Origin of the sequence: Paenibacillus sp. V4I9, assembly GCF_030817295.1 — a bacterium.
In the GTDB taxonomy this organism is placed as follows: Bacteria; Bacillota; Bacilli; order Paenibacillales; family NBRC-103111; genus Paenibacillus_E.
In genome coordinates this window covers 912,956-930,422 of record NZ_JAUSZE010000001.1, presented here as the reverse complement: position 1 = coordinate 930,422, position 17,467 = coordinate 912,956, and the positions used below count along the sequence as shown (strand labels likewise).

Below are 17,467 nucleotides of genomic sequence, written 5' to 3'. Positions count from 1 at the left end.
CCCAGCATTACAAATCTATTCTTATATTCTACCAAATCATAACAAAAAAAAGAAACCTTTTCAGGTTTCATAGAAGACTATTTTTCAATGAATTTAGACACATATTCTGCTTTTTCAGCGCTTGCTACGACAATGAGCACAATGATTATTCCAGAAAGTATAATCCCGCTTATTATCATCCTGTGCACCTTCTTTGACAGATTTGTTCATCTATATTCAAAGATATGATGCACGGTTTCTTTTATTCGCCTAAATCCATAATAACGTATTTCTCAATATGACTAGCCATAATGCCATAATTTGGTATCTGTTTGTCCACTTGCTCACCCAAAATTGATTTCACTGCTAAATAAGGGAAATTAATACCTGATAGACAAGTCACATGCAGACCGCCAGACATTCTCGGATTAATCTCAAGTAATTTAGGCACACCCTGATTGTACTTCACTTGAATATTGTAATTAAACGGGATCTTGTAGGTGACAGCAACCTGATGTGCGATTTCGATCAGCTCGGGCACTTCCTCAAGCAGCCTTAGCCGTCCGTCTGCTTTGCGACGCGGCACAGCGGCAAGTAATTCCCCAGAAGCCGATGCTAAGCAATCGATGCTGTACTCGAAGCCGTTTAATAATTCCATCACCATCAGGTCCTCGAAACGATTTACGGATGATAAGGTCTTGTATACCTGTTCCGTAGAGAGATAGGGAGTAACTGTGCCGAACAGGTCAGTTAATGTATCCCGCCCATTGCTGATGATTCTGAAGCCCATACCGCCCTCGGCATTCGTTGGCTTGATACAAACCTGGTGTCCTGCACTTACGAGCGTCTCATAGGCTGTCATAAATTCATCTGCTGTATTGACTACATGATAATCAGGGATTGAAATAATGTTCGTTTCCCTAATGGCTTCATAAAACTTTTGTTTCTCCAGCAAGTTCTCTAATAGCTCAAGGTCACGACAAACCGTGACTTTCGTTCCTGCTTTTTCGAACAAATCAATATGCTTCGCTATTGCATACATATGCAACCTGGGAATGAATACATCAATGCCATGCTTTTTGCAAAAATTTAGGGCAAACTCCACATAATCATCATCACCTAACACAGGTTCGGTATCCGCGTAATCAGCCGCCTGTAAAGCCATGTGGGTACGGTCCGGATGTGTGGCATACATTTTGAATTGGACGCCATCCTCATTATTGCGAATGCTATTCATGTAATGAAAGGCTACCGAAAACCAACGGTTAAACCATACTTTTTTCATGAGGACTCCTTTATGACAAATAGATTAGTTTGCTCGATGTTTACAGATTCAACATACTTAAGTATTTCGTCCGTAGCAAAAATCCCAGATTCCTCGGTAAATGAATAGCTCCCCGTCGATAGAATCTGCTCTTGTCGAAATAACTCTCCATGCCTAGGGACGATAGAGAACTCAGCAAAATCAATCAAGATTTGATCCAAGAGGGAATCACCAGATGCTACAACTTGGTGCTCCTCTGTTAACTGCTTGAGATGCTGAACAGCATCTCTTTTATTAACAACTTGGGGAACGACATAGACCTTTCTTCCTTGAACGGAAGTGCTCCAGCCCATACGCTGAAGTTCTGCACTCATTTGAGTAACTTCCTCCAGCGGCATCTTCGCTCGGTCAATGATATGGGAAAAAAATAGCTCGTCGCAATAGCTGGAACTGATGACCCATTCCGGACTAAGGACACGATCTAGCAGTATCCTGACATCCTTCACATGCTCACTTGATTCAGTAACGCGAGCGACTACAGATGCTTGCCATCCCAAGTCGGGATGTCCATCTATCAAAATATTCCCGCCGTTGCTCGTAACCGCATAGGTGGGTTTCAACATTTGACTAATTAAATGTATACGATTGTACTGCTGCATGGTTCGTGTCGTAACCGGGATGAAAATGAGCTCCGTCATCAACTTTTGAAGCAGCTGGTAGGAACTTGAGGACATATACGATCTCACTTTACCGTCAATGAACTCTGCTGTAATAATCCGATCGCCTAATTCTTCGGCACGTTCTAAAGGCTGTGAATAGATTAACGTTTGATCTAAATCGCTTGCAAATATCATTCGGCATCTCCTTTCACGGATTTAATAATACCACAACAGGAATAAGTGAGACCTGGGTACACTTCTATTGGTACTTCCCTAGCTTCAGCTAAAAGGAGGATATGACGTATATTGGGATTATCTAATCGGTCAACTAATATCCGCCACGGCACTCTACGGAGCAGTACACGGGTCGTTTCTCCGACACCGGGTTTAATCAAGTTGATATCCTCAATCTGATACTCACTCTGAATCGCTTGGATATCTCGCAAACCCTTCCATGAAATCGTAGGAGGATGCTGGAGTAAATTCTGGGCACAACGCTGTGCTTCTTTCACTACCTCACCAAAAAAGGGCACAATCTCCGCAATAAAATGATTGGAGAGATCGTGGTCTAACCACTCTTTATAATATTTGGAACCATGAAAGTCATGCGGCCCAATGAGATCCTCGCGCAGCACCGTTCGACTAATTAAACCGGATACCACCGCATTCAAGCATGCACTCGGAATCAAGAAATCCTCTCTCGTTCCAAACATATCGGTGCAATGGCCAGGATCAGCAAGTACAGCAAGATCATCGTCCAGCTTGATCCTGTAATCTCGTTCCAGCTTGCTGCAAGCCTCTATAAGCACTTTACGGATTGCTCCCTTGCCGGTCCACCCGTCGACAAATTGAAGATTCGCCTCCGGATGCTTCTGCAGGATATAAAACAAAGCGTTCTCGTCAATCCCTTTACCTCGAATAATCGAGATGCTGTAATGAGGCAAGTCCAACTGATGCACCTCTTGCAGGTAACGTCTTATTAGAATACCGACCGGTGTGCCCGCTCTCGCAAGAGAGACTAACACCGTGTTCGGTCCTTTCTTATTTCGAATAAGCTCTGCCGTAGTACCGACGGCTAATGCAACCTTCTGGGCTGACATCTGAAGCGTCTCTCGGTACAATTTTAAATAATCGGACGTAGGTAGATGCTCTTGCGGTAACATTTCTGAATAATGAGTACCCGATTGAATGGCTAGTTCTCTCGCATCCATCGACTTTTCCAACTTAACCTCGCTCAAATCCTTAAGCAGGAATGTCACATCAGAAGCTGGATAGCTGCCCAAGTGCCTAGGCTCCTCTATTGGCCTAGCTCGCCAATCTTCCATTCTGCATTCTCCTTCCATTCAACCGTTTGAGGAGAGAAAATAACAATATGAATCTGTTTCAGCCCTCGCGTTTGAAGAATTTGAAGCAATGGCTGCATCGAAGCAGGATCAGCTTCTCTTTCCATAAATAAATAGAGATCGTCATACATGCCTACCGGAACGTTGTATAGGAAATGAATTACGTCGGGATCCTCCGGAGATGAGTACGGATAGCCTACCTTGACTGCGTAATCCTCTGTATCAATGGTATGAATTGGACTCCTCGTCGTCGATTGGTAATACACACCTTCTCCCATTTCAGCGGCAATTCGCATGGGGATATACATAAACTCACCTGTGCCTACGCACAGCGTCTTCTTACCTATTCGAGTAAGTTTCAACTGCTTGGCGGCTTGAGATATCGAATGACTGGATTGTTCGCTTTCCTCCGGCGTAAGACCAAATCTTCCGCTATGCTGTAAATAAGGATGTTGGCTCACATAAGGAGCATGAGCGAATAGATGATCTATATACTTGAAGTAAATGGGTCCCATTTGATTTGGAATAGGAAGGACAGGCACTTGGGGGGTTAAACTTTCAGATGAACCCGTTACTTTTACCTCACCTTTGACTAAGGAAAGCACGTGGATGGAGATACCTAACTCCAGTTCTAGCTTCAGAAACTGCTGCTGATCCTCTGGGGTTCTCCAATCAAGCAGAGCAAGGATGTAGTAGGTTTTCTTCGGAAATTTCCCCTGCATATCTCGAATAATGTTCAAAGAGGTCTTACCTGTCGTAATTTCATCATCAACAAGGACTACAATCTCAGGGTGTGTAAGCATCTGAGGATCCTTCGCGTAACAATAATGTGCTACCGCATGGGAATGTTCCTCACTGAAATTAATGATGGATGCCGATCCTTCTATCACTTCACGTGTGGTATGAATATAGCTGCCACCATAACCAAAGGTTTCATAAACCGCATGTCCGATAGCTGTGGCAGTTTCAGCAAACCCTATAAAAGCAACTGATTGGGGCAAACTTAAACGATAGGACATAATTTCTTTATAGGCCGCCTCGGCCTGAGAAGGATCTATAATGCCCTGAATGGCTTGAGGGATTAACTGCTGCGGCATATTACCTTTTAAGGCTTGTTGTAAAAGTAGTGCCAATGAAGCTCCGCTTAATAAGGAGGAATAAGGATTTACAGGGATATGTTTACCTAGCACTTTGCTAACAAACAGAAACGATCGTTTCTTATTGATTCTTGCCGCCATGGCGAACAGAGAGTCGAGGGGAATCTCAAATGGATTAGAGGTCAATGTCACTTGAAGCTCTAAATCGCCTGCGATCTTATACGTATGCTCGATTATGCTTGAGCAATAATCCGTCATATTGTTGTTGTTCATGCAGCACCCCATAAATTTGTGATCGTAAGAGAATACGTCTAGCCCAACTTAAATGAGGTTTGATTTCATTCATTTTATTGGCATATGCGCTCTTAATAACGCCATGATCGCCATTATTGTTCGTAATAATGCTTGTAGCATCCGTATACTCTTCATGTGTCACCGCGTATAGCGATTGAACGGGTTTAATATGAGTAGGATGAATAATTGTCTTGCCAATCATGCCGTTCTCTTTATCCATAATCACTTCGCGAACCAATCCCTTTTGAGGAAAATATTCCCATACAGGTCCAGAAATAACGTAAGAGGCGTCAACACGTCCAAATATATTAATAATGTCAGCTACACAATCTCGAATCGGCGTTATGTCATAAATGGTCATGTCTGGGCTGCGTCTCAAACCAAATAGGCTCGAGAAATCCGTAGCGCCAATTCTTACATTGAGGACCAAATTCTTATACTGCTCTAGGATCTCTTTAATCGTTTGAAGCGTATGGGTACGGCTTTCCTTATAAATCACAGGTTCAGACTCTAGAATTGGCAAACCATATAGCATCGGGGAAGAAGAAGGTTTCTCATCATTATAATTTTCTAGGATTTCAAAATAAGCCACTCCATTGTCTACACTAAATTTCGGGAAAACAAATCCCGCTAAAAGGGCTACATTCTCTTCTAATCTTTCGATCAAATAATTTAACTGATTCACACTTCTTACACGTACGAATAATAGCGGAAGATTGTCCGTATGAAGAATTCCGACTTCCATGAAGGTGGCTAGCTTATTCATTTGATTCACCAATGATTCTTCTGCGGCATGAACCTCATTTTCACCAACGGCATCTTCCAAATCAAGAATAACTGAAACAAGACCTTCAATTTTACCAAAAGCGATATCTTCCGCGAACGTGGGACGTGTAGCAGGCATATAAAGAGCAGCACCAATGGAATAAGCAAGGATTTCTTTGCGCGAATGATTATGGAAGGAAGTCGGAGGTAAATAAAATAGAGCTTTCTCTTCATCCGCTGTTAAATAATTAAAATATCTCAATCCCGATTCCTCCCTCTTTCGTTTAAGAAACAATCCCCCCGTAAAGGAGGGATTGTCATTGTTATAGTCGGTATTATTAGTTAGCTGATTCAGGCTTGTCCTTTTTGCGAAGCAAGCTAAGTACAATCGTGCCTCCAAATATGACAATAAGGGTTGAGAAGAAAAGAACATGTGAGATATGGACACCGAATGCGCCGGCAATCATCTTAAGACCAATAATGATAATAAGGATGAAGGCTGCTTTCTCCAACTCTGGAATCTTGTCAATGAGCTTTAAGAAGATTTGCGCCACGCCTCTCATCATAAGTACACCTATAATGCCTCCAAGGAACAGAACCCAAACCTGGTCACTGACACCAAAGGCAGCAAGGACGCTATCGACACTAAAAGCAATATCCATGACTTCTACAGCAAGAACAGTACGCCAGAAGGAAAGTCCTTTATTCTGAACTTCCCCTTCCTCTTCCTTCTTCTTGAAGAAAAGATTACTGATGGCAATCCAAAGGAGATAGGCGCCGCCGAGCACTTTAATCCAAGTAATTTGAACAAGAAACGTACCTACCCCAATAGCTATGAACCTGAAAACATAGGCACCTAGGAGTCCGTAGAATAAAGCTTTTTTCTGCTGCTCCTTCGGTAAATGCTTAACCATTACTGCCAGTACCAATGCGTTATCAGCGGATAAAAGACCCTCTAAGATAACTAATGTCCCGATAATTCCCCAGTTAACCGGATCAGAAAGTGTTGTTGAAAGCACTTCCCAATCGAAAAAGTTAAGGAAGTTGTTGATAAAACTTTGAAAAAAATCTGACATGCCTTGACCCTCCTGTATATTTCGCTAATTATTTACTTATTTCCTGCAACCCATCTCATTCCCCATCCAAAGGCTTCATCTAGCACCTTATGACCGGAGAAATATTGAACAAGCCGCTCAATGCTAAATGTTTCATTATTTTGGTTACGAATTAATGCAATGGCACACATGCCCTGACGATTATCATGTTCGTTCAATTTCACTATGATGTCGGGTCCGCCATCTTGTTTGATGGACACTACGCCATCTGCTTCAGACCAAGTGGTTGCACCTTCGTAAATGAAAGTAAAAATTAGGATGCGCTCAAATTCAGAGAGCTTATTCCCATTAATTCGAATGTTCTCTCCTGTTGTTACCGAGCCCGTACGATCATCACCGTCTAAGGCGATATACGGCTCTCTATGGAGTGAACCGAATCGGTTGCCAAGCGCTTGAATAACGCCCTTCTCACCGTTCTTTAATTCATATAAACAAGCTAGATCCAAATCGATCCCTTTGCTTTTACCAAAAAATCCGCCGGGTTTCTTCTTCTGATTCCAGTTTAAATTAATGACAATTTCCCCGAGATTACCTGTTGTCTTCTTTGCAAGACTTATGCGATCGCCCTTCTTCTTCAATTCAATCTTATTCAGATTAATTGGAGTTGGAGGGATAAGAGGAGGTTTACCCGCTTGCGTCGGAGTTGAAACTGGGGGAGGCGTCGGTGTCGGATTAGGTACAGGGCTAGGTGTAGGTTCATCCTTAACCTCGATTCCGAAATTACCGCACAGCGCTTTCAGCCCACCGGAAAAACCAGATCCAATCGCACTGAATTTCCATTCTGTGCCGTATCTATATAATTCCCCTACAACAATAGCTGTCTCAACGGAGAATTGATTTCCTAATTCATATCGCAACATATCTTGCCCTGTGCTAGGATGAAAAATCCGTAAATAAGCTTGTGTCACTTGGCTGAATTGCTGCTTTAACTTCTCACCCTTATGAATGGTTAGTGTGATAGCAACTTTCTCAACATGGGCTGGAACGTTGGAAAATTGAATAGAAAATTGCTTCTTATCGGTCCCTTGAGAGGGTTGATCGATGAAGTTCACACCACTTTTTGTAGGATTGTTGTAGAATACCAACTGTTCGTCATTATCTACCTTCCCGTTAACGCCTAACAAGAATGCTGAAGTATCCAGATCTATGTTCGCAGGAGAGTTCCATCCGAGTCCAATACCAATCTGTGAGAGTCCCGGATTTGTTTTTGTAACATCCGTCTTTTGGCCTTTGACAAGAGATATATGCATAAGGGCTGTCCCTTCCGTACTCAATAATTGAAGGGTGATGCCTTACTCGCACCACCCCACCTGTTTCTGAATTTACTGGGCATCAAGTCCGTAGTTTTTACAAAGGGCTTGAAGACCACCTTGAAAACCACTTCCAACAGCTTGGAATTTCCATTCTTGACCTCTGGCTGTCTCGGTACAATTCACAAATGACAACGGCCGTTTCTACAGAAAAGTCCTCGCCCAAGTCATAACGTAAAATCTCCCGATTCGTTACCTCATCAACAAGGCGAACGAACGCATTCGATACTTGTCCGAAATTTTGGTTGCGATTCGATCCATCATGAATCGTAACAGCTATACCTACTCGGTGAATATGCGCGGGGATTTTGGAGAAATCAACTCTGATTTGCTCGTCATCCCCATCGCCATCACCTGTACGATTATCGCCGGTATGCTCAACGCAACCATTAACACCAACCAAGTTGTTGTAAAAAATGAAGTCCTCAAGCCCTTTGGCTTTACCTTCAGCATGTAGCAGAAAGGCTGACGCATCCAAATCGAATGAATGCCCACCGCTATATTTGTTCGTATCCCAACCTAATCCGATGATAGCCTTACTGAGGCCAGGGTTCGTTTTGGTTAAGTCAATTCTTTGACCTTTTGACAAGCTGATTGTCATTGCTGCATCTCCTTAGAGTTTTCGCAAGAAAACTAGCATCGTAAGCATAAGCCTTAGAGTTTTCGCAAGAAAACTAGCATGATAAGTAAGATCTTAGGAAGTTTGCAAACCGTAATCGCGAGCTAATCCTGAAAGACCGTCTTTGTAGCCGCTACCGATTGCGCTGAATTTCCATTCGCCCGCGTTACGGTACAATTCACCGATAACTACGCCTGTTTCAATGGAGAAGTCTTCTCCAAGATCAAAACGAATCAATTCTGCGCCTGAACCTTCGTTAAGAATACGAACGTAAGCATTGGAAACTTGTCCAAAGTTTTGCGCTCTTGCTTCAGCATCATGGATCGTAATGCAGAAAGCAATTTTCTCAGTTTCAGCAGGTACTGCACTTAGATCAACACTTACTTGCTCATCATCGCCATCGCCAGCTCCTGTACGGTTGTCGCCGTTATGTACGATTGAACCATTCGCGTTCTTCGGATTGTTGTAGAAGATGAAATCAGATTCAGATCCTACTTTGCCAGAAGCATTAACAGCGAAAATGGAAGCGTCTAGATCGAAATCTTTACCGCCATCATATTTGTTCGTGTCCCAACCTAGACCAACAACAACTTTAGTTAGACCTGGGTTTGATTTTGTTAAATCTACTTTTTGACCTTTGGATAGTGAAATTGCCATTGTATATAACCTCGCTTTATAGGGGATTTGGTTGTGCTATTATTGATATCGTTTAACTAATTGTCCAACTGTTGTATCCGTGCTTCCTTCACCAATCGCGTTGAATTTCCATTCGCCGCTATGACGATAAATTTCACCAACAATCAGGGATGTTTTACCTGAATAATCTTCGGTCAGATTAAACTTAATCAATTCTTGTTTATTCGAATCATTCACTAACCGGATGTAGGCTGATTGAACGAGACCGAAGTCTTGTTTTCTATTCACGCAGTCGTAGATATTAACAACGAAGACGATTTTACTAACATCCGCAGGAACTTGTCCTAAATTAACAGCTACTTGCTCATCATCGCCATCGCCTTCCCCTGTGCGGTTATCACCGGAGTGAACAACTGAACCATCAGGGCTTTGCAAGTTAGCGAAGAAAACAACATTTTTCTCTTTCGTCAATTTCCCATTCTCATCTAGTAAGATGACGGAAGCGTCGCAATCAATTTCAACAGCTGTTTTTTTGGATCCGAAGAAACCTTTCTTCTCCACAACTGCAGGATCCCAACCTAGTCCAACTACAACTTTGGAAAGACCCGCATTACCTTTTGTTAAATCAATTTTTTGACCTTTGACCAAACTAATTGTCAACGAGGTCACCTCCCTTCATATCCTGTATTCGTACACTCTTTCATTTGATACGGATGAAGTTCGAACACGTTTCATTTTTCCGATTAAATTATTTGTAAATCGACGATCACAGACTAAATTCGCTCGGATTGAGGTTCAGCGCTGTACAAATATCTTTGACAACCTTCTTTTCTTGATCATCAAAATCTCCGTCTGCAGCACCAATTGCGCAGCATACCGCAATGATGATTCGTCCAACTTCCGGCTTATTGTTAAACTTGGAAATAACTTTAAGCGCTTCTTGCTTGCCTACAATGGCTGAGAATTCAAAGTTGCCAGCAAAGTGATTGAAGCGAGCGATGACATTACTGACATCAAATACTTTAAGCTCTTCGCTACGGCTGATGTAACCAATCATCTTTTCTTTTTCTGAATTACCAATGCTGCCATCAGCGGCCGCTACAATCGCACAACCTGCTACAACGGCATCCAGAAAATCTTTGTTTTGAAATTTTTTGACTTGCTCGGACAAGCCCGTTTTCGCGCTTGAAAACCATGATTTAAACGTACTCATTTCAGCACCACCTATATGATTTAGTAACACATTTTGACTATAGGCTACATTTTTCTCCACAATAGTCTATGTTCACAGTTTATACGATTACACATTTGTTTTCAAATATTGGAATTTCAAAGCTGCATTAGGAAATAATTCAACCTAAACGCCATAGAACCGCCCAAAACGGGCGGTTAAAATAGACTAATTAATTAAAATGGAAATAAGTACCAATACCAACTGAATTTTAGATAGCAGCCTCTACCTTCGTGTAGCGATTCGCAGGAATCGGTACGCCTAGGTTTCCCCGCAGCGTGTCAGATTCATACTCTTTTCGGTATATACCGCGCTCTTGAAGGATTGGCACAACGAGATCGACGAAATCGTCCAATCCTTTGGGAAGAGCTGCGGCAATAATAAAGCCGTCTGCCGCTTCTTCTTTAAACCAGCGCTCGACACGATCAGCCACTTGTTCGGGTGTTCCTGTAAATTCATTGCGCGGTGTTGCGATACCAAGCGCAACTTGACGAAGTGTGAGGTTTTTCTCTTTCGCCGTTTGCTTGATTTTATCCGTACCGCTGCGGAAACTGTTACTGCCGAAATCTCCGAGATCCGGGAACGGTTCATCAAGTGGATATTGAGAGAAATCGTGGTGCTCAAAGAAGCGCCCCAGAAAATCCAATGCTTTATCAATCGTAACTAAATTAGCAATTTCTTGATATTTGCTTTCTGCTTCTTCTTCCGTGCGTCCGATAATCGGGCTAATCCCAGGAAGAATAACGAGTTCTTCGGCTGAACGGCCATAAGCTACCGCTCTGCTTTTAATATCTTGATAATAAGCCTTAGCTTCCTCAATCGTTTCGTGTCCGGCAAATACGGCATCAGCGACTTTAGCCGCGAAAGCCCGACCATCCTCAGAAGCCCCTGCCTGGAAGATAACCGGTTGGCCTTGCTTCGAACGCGCAATATTGAGTGGTCCCTGAACGGAGAAAAACTCCCCTTTGTGGTTCAACGTATGCAGTTTGCTTGGATCAAAGAATACGCCGCTTTCTTTATCCCGAACGAAGGCATCGTCTTCCCAGGAATCCCAAAGTCCACGCGCTACTTCCAAGAATTCATTCGCGATCCGATATCGTTCTGGATGTGTGGGGTGCTGGTCTTTGCTAAAATTTCTTGCCGATCCCTCTAGAGGTGAAGTTACGATGTTCCACCCTGCACGCCCATCACTGATCAGATCAATCGAGCCGAATTGTCTGGACACTGTAAATGGCTCGCTGTAGGAGGTCGAAAGTGTACCAACCAGACCAATATTGGACGTGACAGCAGCCAGCGCTGAAAGAATCGTAATCGGTTCAAACCGATTCAAAAAGTGAGGGATGGATTTCTCGGTAATGTACAGACCGTCTGCAATGAAAACCAGATCGAATTTACCGGCTTCAGCTTTCTGGGCCTGCTGTTTATAAAAACCAAAATTGACGCTGGCATCAGTAATCGCCTCGGGATGGCGCCATCCTGATATGTTTCCACCAACACCATGAATGATTGCTCCAAGCTTCAGTTGCTTTTGTTTTGACATCGTCATCACGTCCTTATAATTATTATTGAAGAATTGCTGCTTCTTTCAACTGCAAGCGGTAGCTTTTTACGACGTTTTCGCCCTTTAGAATATCCTTATCAAATGCCCGTTCGAAGCCTAAACGCTCATAAAGCTTCACGGCAGATTCCATCATATCGGAAGTGTGCAGATGCAGTGTAGATGCACCCAATTCCAGCGCTCGTCGGGCGCTTTCTTTAATGAGCTCCGTAGCGATTCCCTTGCCTCTCGCTTGCGGGGAGACAGCCAATAAGCGAATAATCGGAGTATGGATATCCAATTCAGGAAGTCCATAGGCAACCTGGGAAGACAGGAACAAGAGGGAGCTGCCCACGATTTCCCCATTGATTTCGGCAATTAGTCGTGCAGAAGGAGCGTCGCCATCTACAGAGGCAAGAATGTTGTCTTTGTACTGCTGCCATCCTTCGGGAGGAAGAACTGCTTCGTATTGACTGTAGGCATCAATAAGAAGCTGCCTGATCCCCTCACGGTCTTCCGTACGAGCTTCGCGAATCCGAACCCTATTTGTACTCATTTCCCCCACACCTCTTTCTATCACATATAGGTTTAGTCGGTTTTATTATTAAAGGTTCGCGGCTTGCCTAGCTTGTTTAATCCGCTCTATTTGGGCAAGATGCACCTGCACATGTGCGGTAAAAGATTGAACGACATCCGTCAAAGCTAACGTCTGACCTTTGAAGTTAACGCCCGTTTTCTCCCAGTCTTGTGGGGATAGTCTTCGCAATAATAGGCTGTTATAGGTCAATAACACTTCGAAAGCGTCCAAAATATCTAAAGCTGCACCTTCATTCGCCTTGGCACTGCTTACCCAAGCATCTTGCCCAAAGGCAGGCAATTGGACCGTGGATCCAGAAATGATCTCGCGAATGCGAAAGGAAACAACAATGTTATGATCGGTCAAATGAGACAGAACTTCCGTCACACTCCATTTATCCGCGTTCTCTTTCCATTTCAACTGCTCATCCGTAAGTCCGTCAATCGCTGCTCTCAACTGTTTATTTGTATCTATATAAGGTTGAATATCGATTACAAGTTGACTCATCCTGATACCTCCACTTCGAATTTGGAGCTTATTTGCTTGAGAGCTTGCTCCGCTAATATGGCAAAATAGTTGGCACTGATCGGCAGTGCGCGCTCATCTAGATCAAAGGCGGGATGGTGCCATTCCTGCGTACCCGATGTACCCATGAATAAGAAAACACCCGGCACCTTCTTCTGATAGAAAGCGAAGTCTTCCCCTGCTAGCGATGGTGTAGGCGTGATGACCTGCAAGCCAGCAATATCCGCAGCTAGGGTTGCTAATTCTGCTAAGCCCGCATCGTTCTGCACGGCTGGAGGACCCTTGATCCATCGTACAGATGCCTTCGTCCCATAAGCAGCCGCTACACCATGAACAACTTGATCGAACCTGTTCAGAACCGTGGCTCGAACCTCCTTATCGAATGTCCTCACCGTTCCATCTAAGACAGCTTTATCCGGAATGACATTCCAAGCGGTTCCACTGTGTATCTTGGTGACGCTTATCACAGCACTTTGCAGCGCACTCACATTCCGGCTTACAATCGCTTGGAGTGCTGTGACGATATGTGCGCCGGTTACAATGGGATCTATCCCCGCTTCAGGCACCCCAGCATGTGTACCCTTACCCTCGATTTCAACAACAAACCCATCTGCAGAAGCCATGAGTGGTCCCGCTTTAATGCCGATTGTGCCCACAGGAAGATCGGGTTTATTGTGCATTCCAAATACGGCACGAACCCCCTCCAAAGCACCGCTCCTGATGACCTGCTCCGCTCCTTGCGCTTTCTCCTCTGCCGGTTGGAAAATGAAACGAACCGTACCCAGCAGCTCCTTCTCTCGCTGCTTTAATAAGAAAGCGGCGCCCAGAATGGCTGCGGTATGAAAATCATGTCCGCAAGCATGCATGGTGCCCGGAACCAATGAGGCGTAAGCCAGTCCAGTAGATTCCTGGACAGGCAACGCATCAATATCGGCTCGCAGCGCAATAATGGGTCCTTCGTGCAGACCACCAACCTCCGCGATAAGACCTGTTTTCAGAGGAAAATTAGCCACTCGGATACCCGCTTCCTGCAGCCAGTCTCGGATAGATGCGGTTGTTTGAACCTCTTCGTTCGATAATTCCGGATTTTGATGCAGATGACGCCGAATCGCGATCAGCTTCTGCTCAAATGCCGACTGTGATTGTTCCGACAGCGTTTCGCTCATGCACATTCCCCCTCTAAAAAGCCCAATGGCGTTTTTACCTACACAAGCAGCTCCGAGAACGCCTCACTAAGCAATTCAAATGACCGCAAGCGTTTGGCGAAATCTTTCACCGACGTTGTAACGATAAACTCATCTACCCTATACGTTTGCTGGATGTCCAGCAGCTTTTGACGGACGGATTCTTTGGTGCCTTTCGTAATCTCCGCTTCCTTCTCTTCTACGGTGAATTTGGCTTGCGTTTGCCGTCCATACTCCTCGGCTTGTTCAAGGGTTCCTACCGTCAAGGTTTTACCGTTTTCCAAATGGATTTTGACATTTTTATATTCGCCAGCCATCACTTTGGCCTCTTCTTCTGTGTCAGCTACAATTAAGGACAGTGCCAAGATCGCCTTCGGCTGCCCGCCATGTTCTCGATTAAATCCCGTGTGATACGCTTCAAAAGCAGCAGCTGCCACAGCATGATCACCATTAATGAATTGGGCGAATACATAAGGAAGCCCTAATTCAGCAGCTAATTCCGCACTGGCCGCTGTGGCGCCAAGCAGATAGATATCCGCTGGTTGTGTCGGAATCGGAGATACCCGAAGGCCTGTAAGCGGATGATCAGCATCCAATCGATTATAAACAAATTGTTTGAGTTCCTTCAGCTTTCCCGATAAAGTAGCTGGCTCCGTGATGCCCTGCTGCAGAGCTTTCGTAGAACGAGGAAGCCCGCCAGGCGCCCTTCCGATCCCAAGATCTACTCTTCCAGGTGCTAATGATGCCAGGACATTAAAGTTTTCTGCTACTTTGTAGGGACTGTAATGCTGCAGCATGATGCCGCCAGAGCCAATACGTATGCGCTCTGTTTTCGCTAATAAATGAGAAATTAGCACCTCGGGTGAAGAACCGGCCAATTGATCGGAATCGTGATGCTCCGATACCCAAAAGCGGTGATAGTCCAGCTTTTCCGCTAGTTGCACTAGCTCAATCGTATGCTGCAGAGCGGCTTCCGCATTCTCCCCCGGGAAAATAACGCTTTGATCCAAAATACTAAGTTTGATCCCCATATCATCCACTCCGTATTCGCTGTTAATTTATATGTTAAAGGTATACTCCGGCGTAATTCGTTTCAGAAATTGTCTCGTACGCTCTTCCTTCGCATCGCTAAAAATATCCTGAGGCCTTCCTTCTTCCACAATCACACCTTGATCCATAAAAACAACATGATTCGAAACTTCACGAGCAAAGCCCATTTCGTGCGTGACGACAATCATCGTAATGCCTTCTTTGGCAATTTTCTGGATAACCTCCAGCACCTCACCGACCAACTCAGGATCAAGTGCAGAGGTTGGTTCATCGAACAAAATCACTTCTGGATTGAGTGCCAGCGCACGGGCAATGCCCACCCTCTGCTGCTGTCCGCCTGACAGTTGGCTTGGATAAGCGTCCAGCTTACTTCCCAGCCCCACTTTCTCCAGCATTTGAATGCTCGTTTGCCGTGCAGTTTCTTTGGATTGCTTCTGTACAATGACAAGGCCCTCCATCACATTTTCCAGCACCGTTTTATGTTTAAATAAATTGTAATGTTGAAATACCATCGCCGTTTTCTTGCGCAGCGTGTGAATATCCTGTTTGCTCGGACGCTTGCAATTGATGGTGAAATCCCCAATCATTACCTCACCTTGATTCGGCTTCTCCAAGTAATTGATGCAGCGAAGCAGCGTCGTTTTGCCTGAACCGCTTGGGCCAAGAATACAGACGACTTCACCCTTTTTAACCGTCAAATTGATACCTTTCAGCACCTCATGCTTGCCGAATGCTTTGGTGATATTCGCCATTTTGATCATCGTACACCACCTCGGTTGTAAATATTTATTCGTTTCTCAAGCAGCTCCGTTATCTTCTCGATCAGAATTGTCACTCCCCAGAACAGGAAAGCCGCGGCAATATACGATTCAAAGAATTTCCAATTCGTTGTAGCGACGATTTGCGCTTTGGCATTAATTTCAACAACGGATACCGTGAAAGCCAGTGTAGAACCGTGAAGCATACCAATGAACGAATTGGATAAGTTAGGCAAGCTAACAGCCAGTGCCTGAGGAAGCACAATGCGCCTTAACGCCTGCGGTGTTGTCATGCCGATGGAATAGGCAGCTTCGATCTGTCCCTTATTCACGGCTAGAATGCCTGATCTCACTACTTCAGCCAAATAGGCCCCTGCTGTAATCGAGAAGGAGAGAAAGGCGAAACCGATCATTGGAATAGAAGTCGATCGGAAGCTCCAACCGATGGCTGTTGCCAAAGAATCAATAATAACAGGCAATCCGAAATAAATGAGCAGCAAATGCATCAGCATCGGTGTTCCTCGTATGAACGTTACATAGCCGCTTGCGATGTAATGGATAACAGGTACGCGGTATATTCGGATGATCGCCACTGCCGATCCAATCAGAAATCCGAAGAAAACCGATACAATCGTAATTAGCATCGTAATGGGCAAAGCAGAGAGCAGTTGAATAAAGGCGGAACCGATAAACCCTAGATCGAGCTTCATGGTTGATACCCTCCTTTATCTGTTTGAGCGGATGCAGCCCAGGGTGTCTTAAACAAGCGCCTAAATGTAAACTTCGAATCACGTTGAACAATGAGTTGTTCATGCCGAAGTAGTCTTTTTTCAACATCCAAGAACAGCTTCTCCAGCCCGTAACAAATGACAAAGTAGATGAGCGATAAACAAATGTAAGTTTCAACAAAATGTTGAGTTGCCGCACCAAGCGTTTGCGCTTTCCCCATCAATTCCATCGCGCCTAACGAAAAGGCTAACGAAGTATCCTTCAAATTGGCGATAAGCAGATTCGCAAAGTTCGGTATCGATATGGCAAGCGCTTGTGGCATGATGATACGTGTAAAGGCTTGGTACCCTGTCATTCCTATCGCATAAGCAGCCTCCACTTGCCCTCGATCCACGGCTTTCACGGCTGCCCGAATGACTTCAGAGATATAAGCCCCGCCATGCAGCCCAAAAGTCAGAATAACGAAGGTCAGGACGGGGGCTTTAGAGACGTCGACGTTAATGAGCTTCAAGATCTCGGGAAGACCATAATAGATGAGGAACAATTGGATAAGGATCGGCGTCCCCCGGAAAAATGACACATAGATTTGGGATATCCTTCTTAGCACCGGAACCTCATACAACCGTGGCAGGGCTATGAGGAATCCGATCAGTACACCCAGCAGCATAGAGCAAGCTACAATAAACAATGTAATATGGAGATAAGAGACTAATTTGGGCAAAAAATCAAAGACATAGGTGATATCAAATTGTTGTTCCATTCGGACGATCTCACCTTTCTGTACCGTTCTTACTT

The 17,467-nt window shown here is 44.4% G+C and carries 18 protein-coding genes and 1 pseudogene; all 19 read right to left on the bottom strand.

Features of this window, described 5'->3' with window-relative positions:
- Positions 1 to 241: 241 nt before the first annotated feature.
- Positions 242 to 1,264, bottom strand: a complete 1,023-nt coding sequence (locus tag QFZ81_RS04540; RefSeq protein WP_307447585.1) for an ATP-grasp domain-containing protein — start codon at positions 1,262 to 1,264, stop codon at positions 242 to 244.
- On the bottom strand, positions 1,261 to 2,097 hold the full coding sequence (locus tag QFZ81_RS04535) for an HAD family hydrolase (protein ID WP_307447587.1): 837 nt from the start codon (positions 2,095 to 2,097) through the stop codon (positions 1,261 to 1,263). The genes QFZ81_RS04540 and QFZ81_RS04535 overlap by 4 nt, the downstream gene beginning before the upstream one ends.
- Positions 2,094 to 3,227, bottom strand: a complete 1,134-nt coding sequence (locus QFZ81_RS04530) for a cysteine protease StiP family protein (RefSeq protein WP_307601637.1) — start codon at positions 3,225 to 3,227, stop codon at positions 2,094 to 2,096. Before QFZ81_RS04530 ends, QFZ81_RS04535 begins: the two co-directional genes overlap by 4 nt.
- Positions 3,200 to 4,615, bottom strand: coding sequence for a phosphoribosyltransferase family protein (locus QFZ81_RS04525; protein ID WP_307601635.1), 1,416 nt, complete (start codon positions 4,613 to 4,615; stop codon positions 3,200 to 3,202). Before QFZ81_RS04525 ends, QFZ81_RS04530 begins: the two co-directional genes overlap by 28 nt.
- Positions 4,560 to 5,663: an HpcH/HpaI aldolase/citrate lyase family protein gene (locus tag QFZ81_RS04520; protein ID WP_307601633.1), complete on the bottom strand. Its 1,104-nt coding sequence runs from the start codon at positions 5,661 to 5,663 to the stop codon at positions 4,560 to 4,562. Before QFZ81_RS04520 ends, QFZ81_RS04525 begins: the two co-directional genes overlap by 56 nt.
- Before the next feature lie 76 nt (positions 5,664 to 5,739).
- Positions 5,740 to 6,477, bottom strand: coding sequence for a TerC family protein (locus QFZ81_RS04515; protein WP_307447594.1), 738 nt, complete (start codon positions 6,475 to 6,477; stop codon positions 5,740 to 5,742).
- A 32-nt stretch (positions 6,478 to 6,509) separates the two neighbouring features.
- Entirely contained in the window at positions 6,510 to 7,766 is a 1,257-nt protein-coding gene (locus QFZ81_RS04510) for a TerD family protein (protein WP_307601631.1), read from the bottom strand.
- Positions 7,767 to 7,838: 72 nt separating this feature from the next.
- Positions 7,839 to 8,427: pseudogene (locus QFZ81_RS04505) on the bottom strand (TerD family protein).
- A gap of 93 nt (positions 8,428 to 8,520) precedes the next feature.
- On the bottom strand, positions 8,521 to 9,102 hold the full coding sequence (locus tag QFZ81_RS04500; protein ID WP_307447601.1) for a TerD family protein: 582 nt from the start codon (positions 9,100 to 9,102) through the stop codon (positions 8,521 to 8,523).
- A gap of 39 nt (positions 9,103 to 9,141) precedes the next feature.
- A complete protein-coding gene (locus QFZ81_RS04495; RefSeq protein WP_307447605.1) occupies positions 9,142 to 9,741 on the bottom strand; it encodes a TerD family protein in 600 nt (199 codons plus the stop codon).
- Positions 9,742 to 9,847: 106 nt separating this feature from the next.
- The gene (locus QFZ81_RS04490) at positions 9,848 to 10,294 is read right to left on the bottom strand and encodes a tellurite resistance TerB family protein (RefSeq protein ID WP_307447609.1); all 447 of its coding nucleotides are present in this window, start codon (positions 10,292 to 10,294) and stop codon (positions 9,848 to 9,850) included.
- Positions 10,295 to 10,523: 229 nt separating this feature from the next.
- Positions 10,524 to 11,852 (bottom strand): LLM class flavin-dependent oxidoreductase, encoded by a 1,329-nt coding sequence (locus QFZ81_RS04485; protein ID WP_307447611.1) that lies wholly within the window; start codon positions 11,850 to 11,852, stop codon positions 10,524 to 10,526.
- Positions 11,853 to 11,874: 22 nt separating this feature from the next.
- The gene (locus tag QFZ81_RS04480; protein ID WP_307447613.1) at positions 11,875 to 12,405 is read right to left on the bottom strand and encodes a GNAT family N-acetyltransferase; all 531 of its coding nucleotides are present in this window, start codon (positions 12,403 to 12,405) and stop codon (positions 11,875 to 11,877) included.
- Positions 12,406 to 12,453: 48 nt separating this feature from the next.
- Complete coding sequence (locus tag QFZ81_RS04475; protein ID WP_307447616.1) at positions 12,454 to 12,933, bottom strand: DinB family protein; 480 nt, start codon at positions 12,931 to 12,933, stop codon at positions 12,454 to 12,456.
- Positions 12,930 to 14,117 carry a M20 peptidase aminoacylase family protein gene (locus QFZ81_RS04470; protein ID WP_307447619.1) on the bottom strand — a complete coding sequence of 396 codons (1,188 nt, stop codon included), beginning with the start codon at positions 14,115 to 14,117 and terminating at the stop codon, positions 12,930 to 12,932. The genes QFZ81_RS04475 and QFZ81_RS04470 overlap by 4 nt, the downstream gene beginning before the upstream one ends.
- Before the next feature lie 38 nt (positions 14,118 to 14,155).
- Entirely contained in the window at positions 14,156 to 15,166 is a 1,011-nt protein-coding gene (locus tag QFZ81_RS04465) for an LLM class flavin-dependent oxidoreductase (protein ID WP_307601629.1), read from the bottom strand.
- Between the two features lie 27 nt (positions 15,167 to 15,193).
- Positions 15,194 to 15,946: an amino acid ABC transporter ATP-binding protein gene (locus QFZ81_RS04460; RefSeq protein ID WP_307447625.1), complete on the bottom strand. Its 753-nt coding sequence runs from the start codon at positions 15,944 to 15,946 to the stop codon at positions 15,194 to 15,196.
- Positions 15,943 to 16,653, bottom strand: a complete 711-nt coding sequence (locus QFZ81_RS04455) for an amino acid ABC transporter permease (RefSeq protein ID WP_307601626.1) — start codon at positions 16,651 to 16,653, stop codon at positions 15,943 to 15,945. Before QFZ81_RS04455 ends, QFZ81_RS04460 begins: the two co-directional genes overlap by 4 nt.
- A complete protein-coding gene (locus QFZ81_RS04450) occupies positions 16,650 to 17,432 on the bottom strand; it encodes an amino acid ABC transporter permease (protein ID WP_307447630.1) in 783 nt (260 codons plus the stop codon). Before QFZ81_RS04450 ends, QFZ81_RS04455 begins: the two co-directional genes overlap by 4 nt.
- Positions 17,433 to 17,467: the final 35 nt, after the last annotated feature.

Coding starts and splice junctions, on each gene's coding strand:
- QFZ81_RS04540 (WP_307447585.1), bottom strand. CDS start 1,264: ATGAAAAAAGTATGGTTTAACCGTTGGTTTTCGGTAGCCTTTCATTAC.
- QFZ81_RS04535 (WP_307447587.1), bottom strand. CDS start 2,097: ATGATATTTGCAAGCGATTTAGATCAAACGTTAATCTATTCACAGCCT.
- QFZ81_RS04530 (WP_307601637.1), bottom strand. CDS start 3,227: ATGGAAGATTGGCGAGCTAGGCCAATAGAGGAGCCTAGGCACTTGGGC.
- QFZ81_RS04525 (WP_307601635.1), bottom strand. CDS start 4,615: ATGAACAACAACAATATGACGGATTATTGCTCAAGCATAATCGAGCAT.
- QFZ81_RS04515 (WP_307447594.1), bottom strand. CDS start 6,477: ATGTCAGATTTTTTTCAAAGTTTTATCAACAACTTCCTTAACTTTTTC.
- QFZ81_RS04510 (WP_307601631.1), bottom strand. CDS start 7,766: ATGCATATATCTCTTGTCAAAGGCCAAAAGACGGATGTTACAAAAACA.
- QFZ81_RS04500 (WP_307447601.1), bottom strand. CDS start 9,102: ATGGCAATTTCACTATCCAAAGGTCAAAAAGTAGATTTAACAAAATCA.
- QFZ81_RS04490 (WP_307447609.1), bottom strand. CDS start 10,294: ATGAGTACGTTTAAATCATGGTTTTCAAGCGCGAAAACGGGCTTGTCC.
- QFZ81_RS04485 (WP_307447611.1), bottom strand. CDS start 11,852: ATGTCAAAACAAAAGCAACTGAAGCTTGGAGCAATCATTCATGGTGTT.
- QFZ81_RS04480 (WP_307447613.1), bottom strand. CDS start 12,405: ATGAGTACAAATAGGGTTCGGATTCGCGAAGCTCGTACGGAAGACCGT.
- QFZ81_RS04475 (WP_307447616.1), bottom strand. CDS start 12,933: ATGAGTCAACTTGTAATCGATATTCAACCTTATATAGATACAAATAAA.
- QFZ81_RS04470 (WP_307447619.1), bottom strand. CDS start 14,117: ATGAGCGAAACGCTGTCGGAACAATCACAGTCGGCATTTGAGCAGAAG.
- QFZ81_RS04465 (WP_307601629.1), bottom strand. CDS start 15,166: ATGGGGATCAAACTTAGTATTTTGGATCAAAGCGTTATTTTCCCGGGG.
- QFZ81_RS04460 (WP_307447625.1), bottom strand. CDS start 15,946: ATGATCAAAATGGCGAATATCACCAAAGCATTCGGCAAGCATGAGGTG.
- QFZ81_RS04455 (WP_307601626.1), bottom strand. CDS start 16,653: ATGAAGCTCGATCTAGGGTTTATCGGTTCCGCCTTTATTCAACTGCTC.
- QFZ81_RS04450 (WP_307447630.1), bottom strand. CDS start 17,432: ATGGAACAACAATTTGATATCACCTATGTCTTTGATTTTTTGCCCAAA.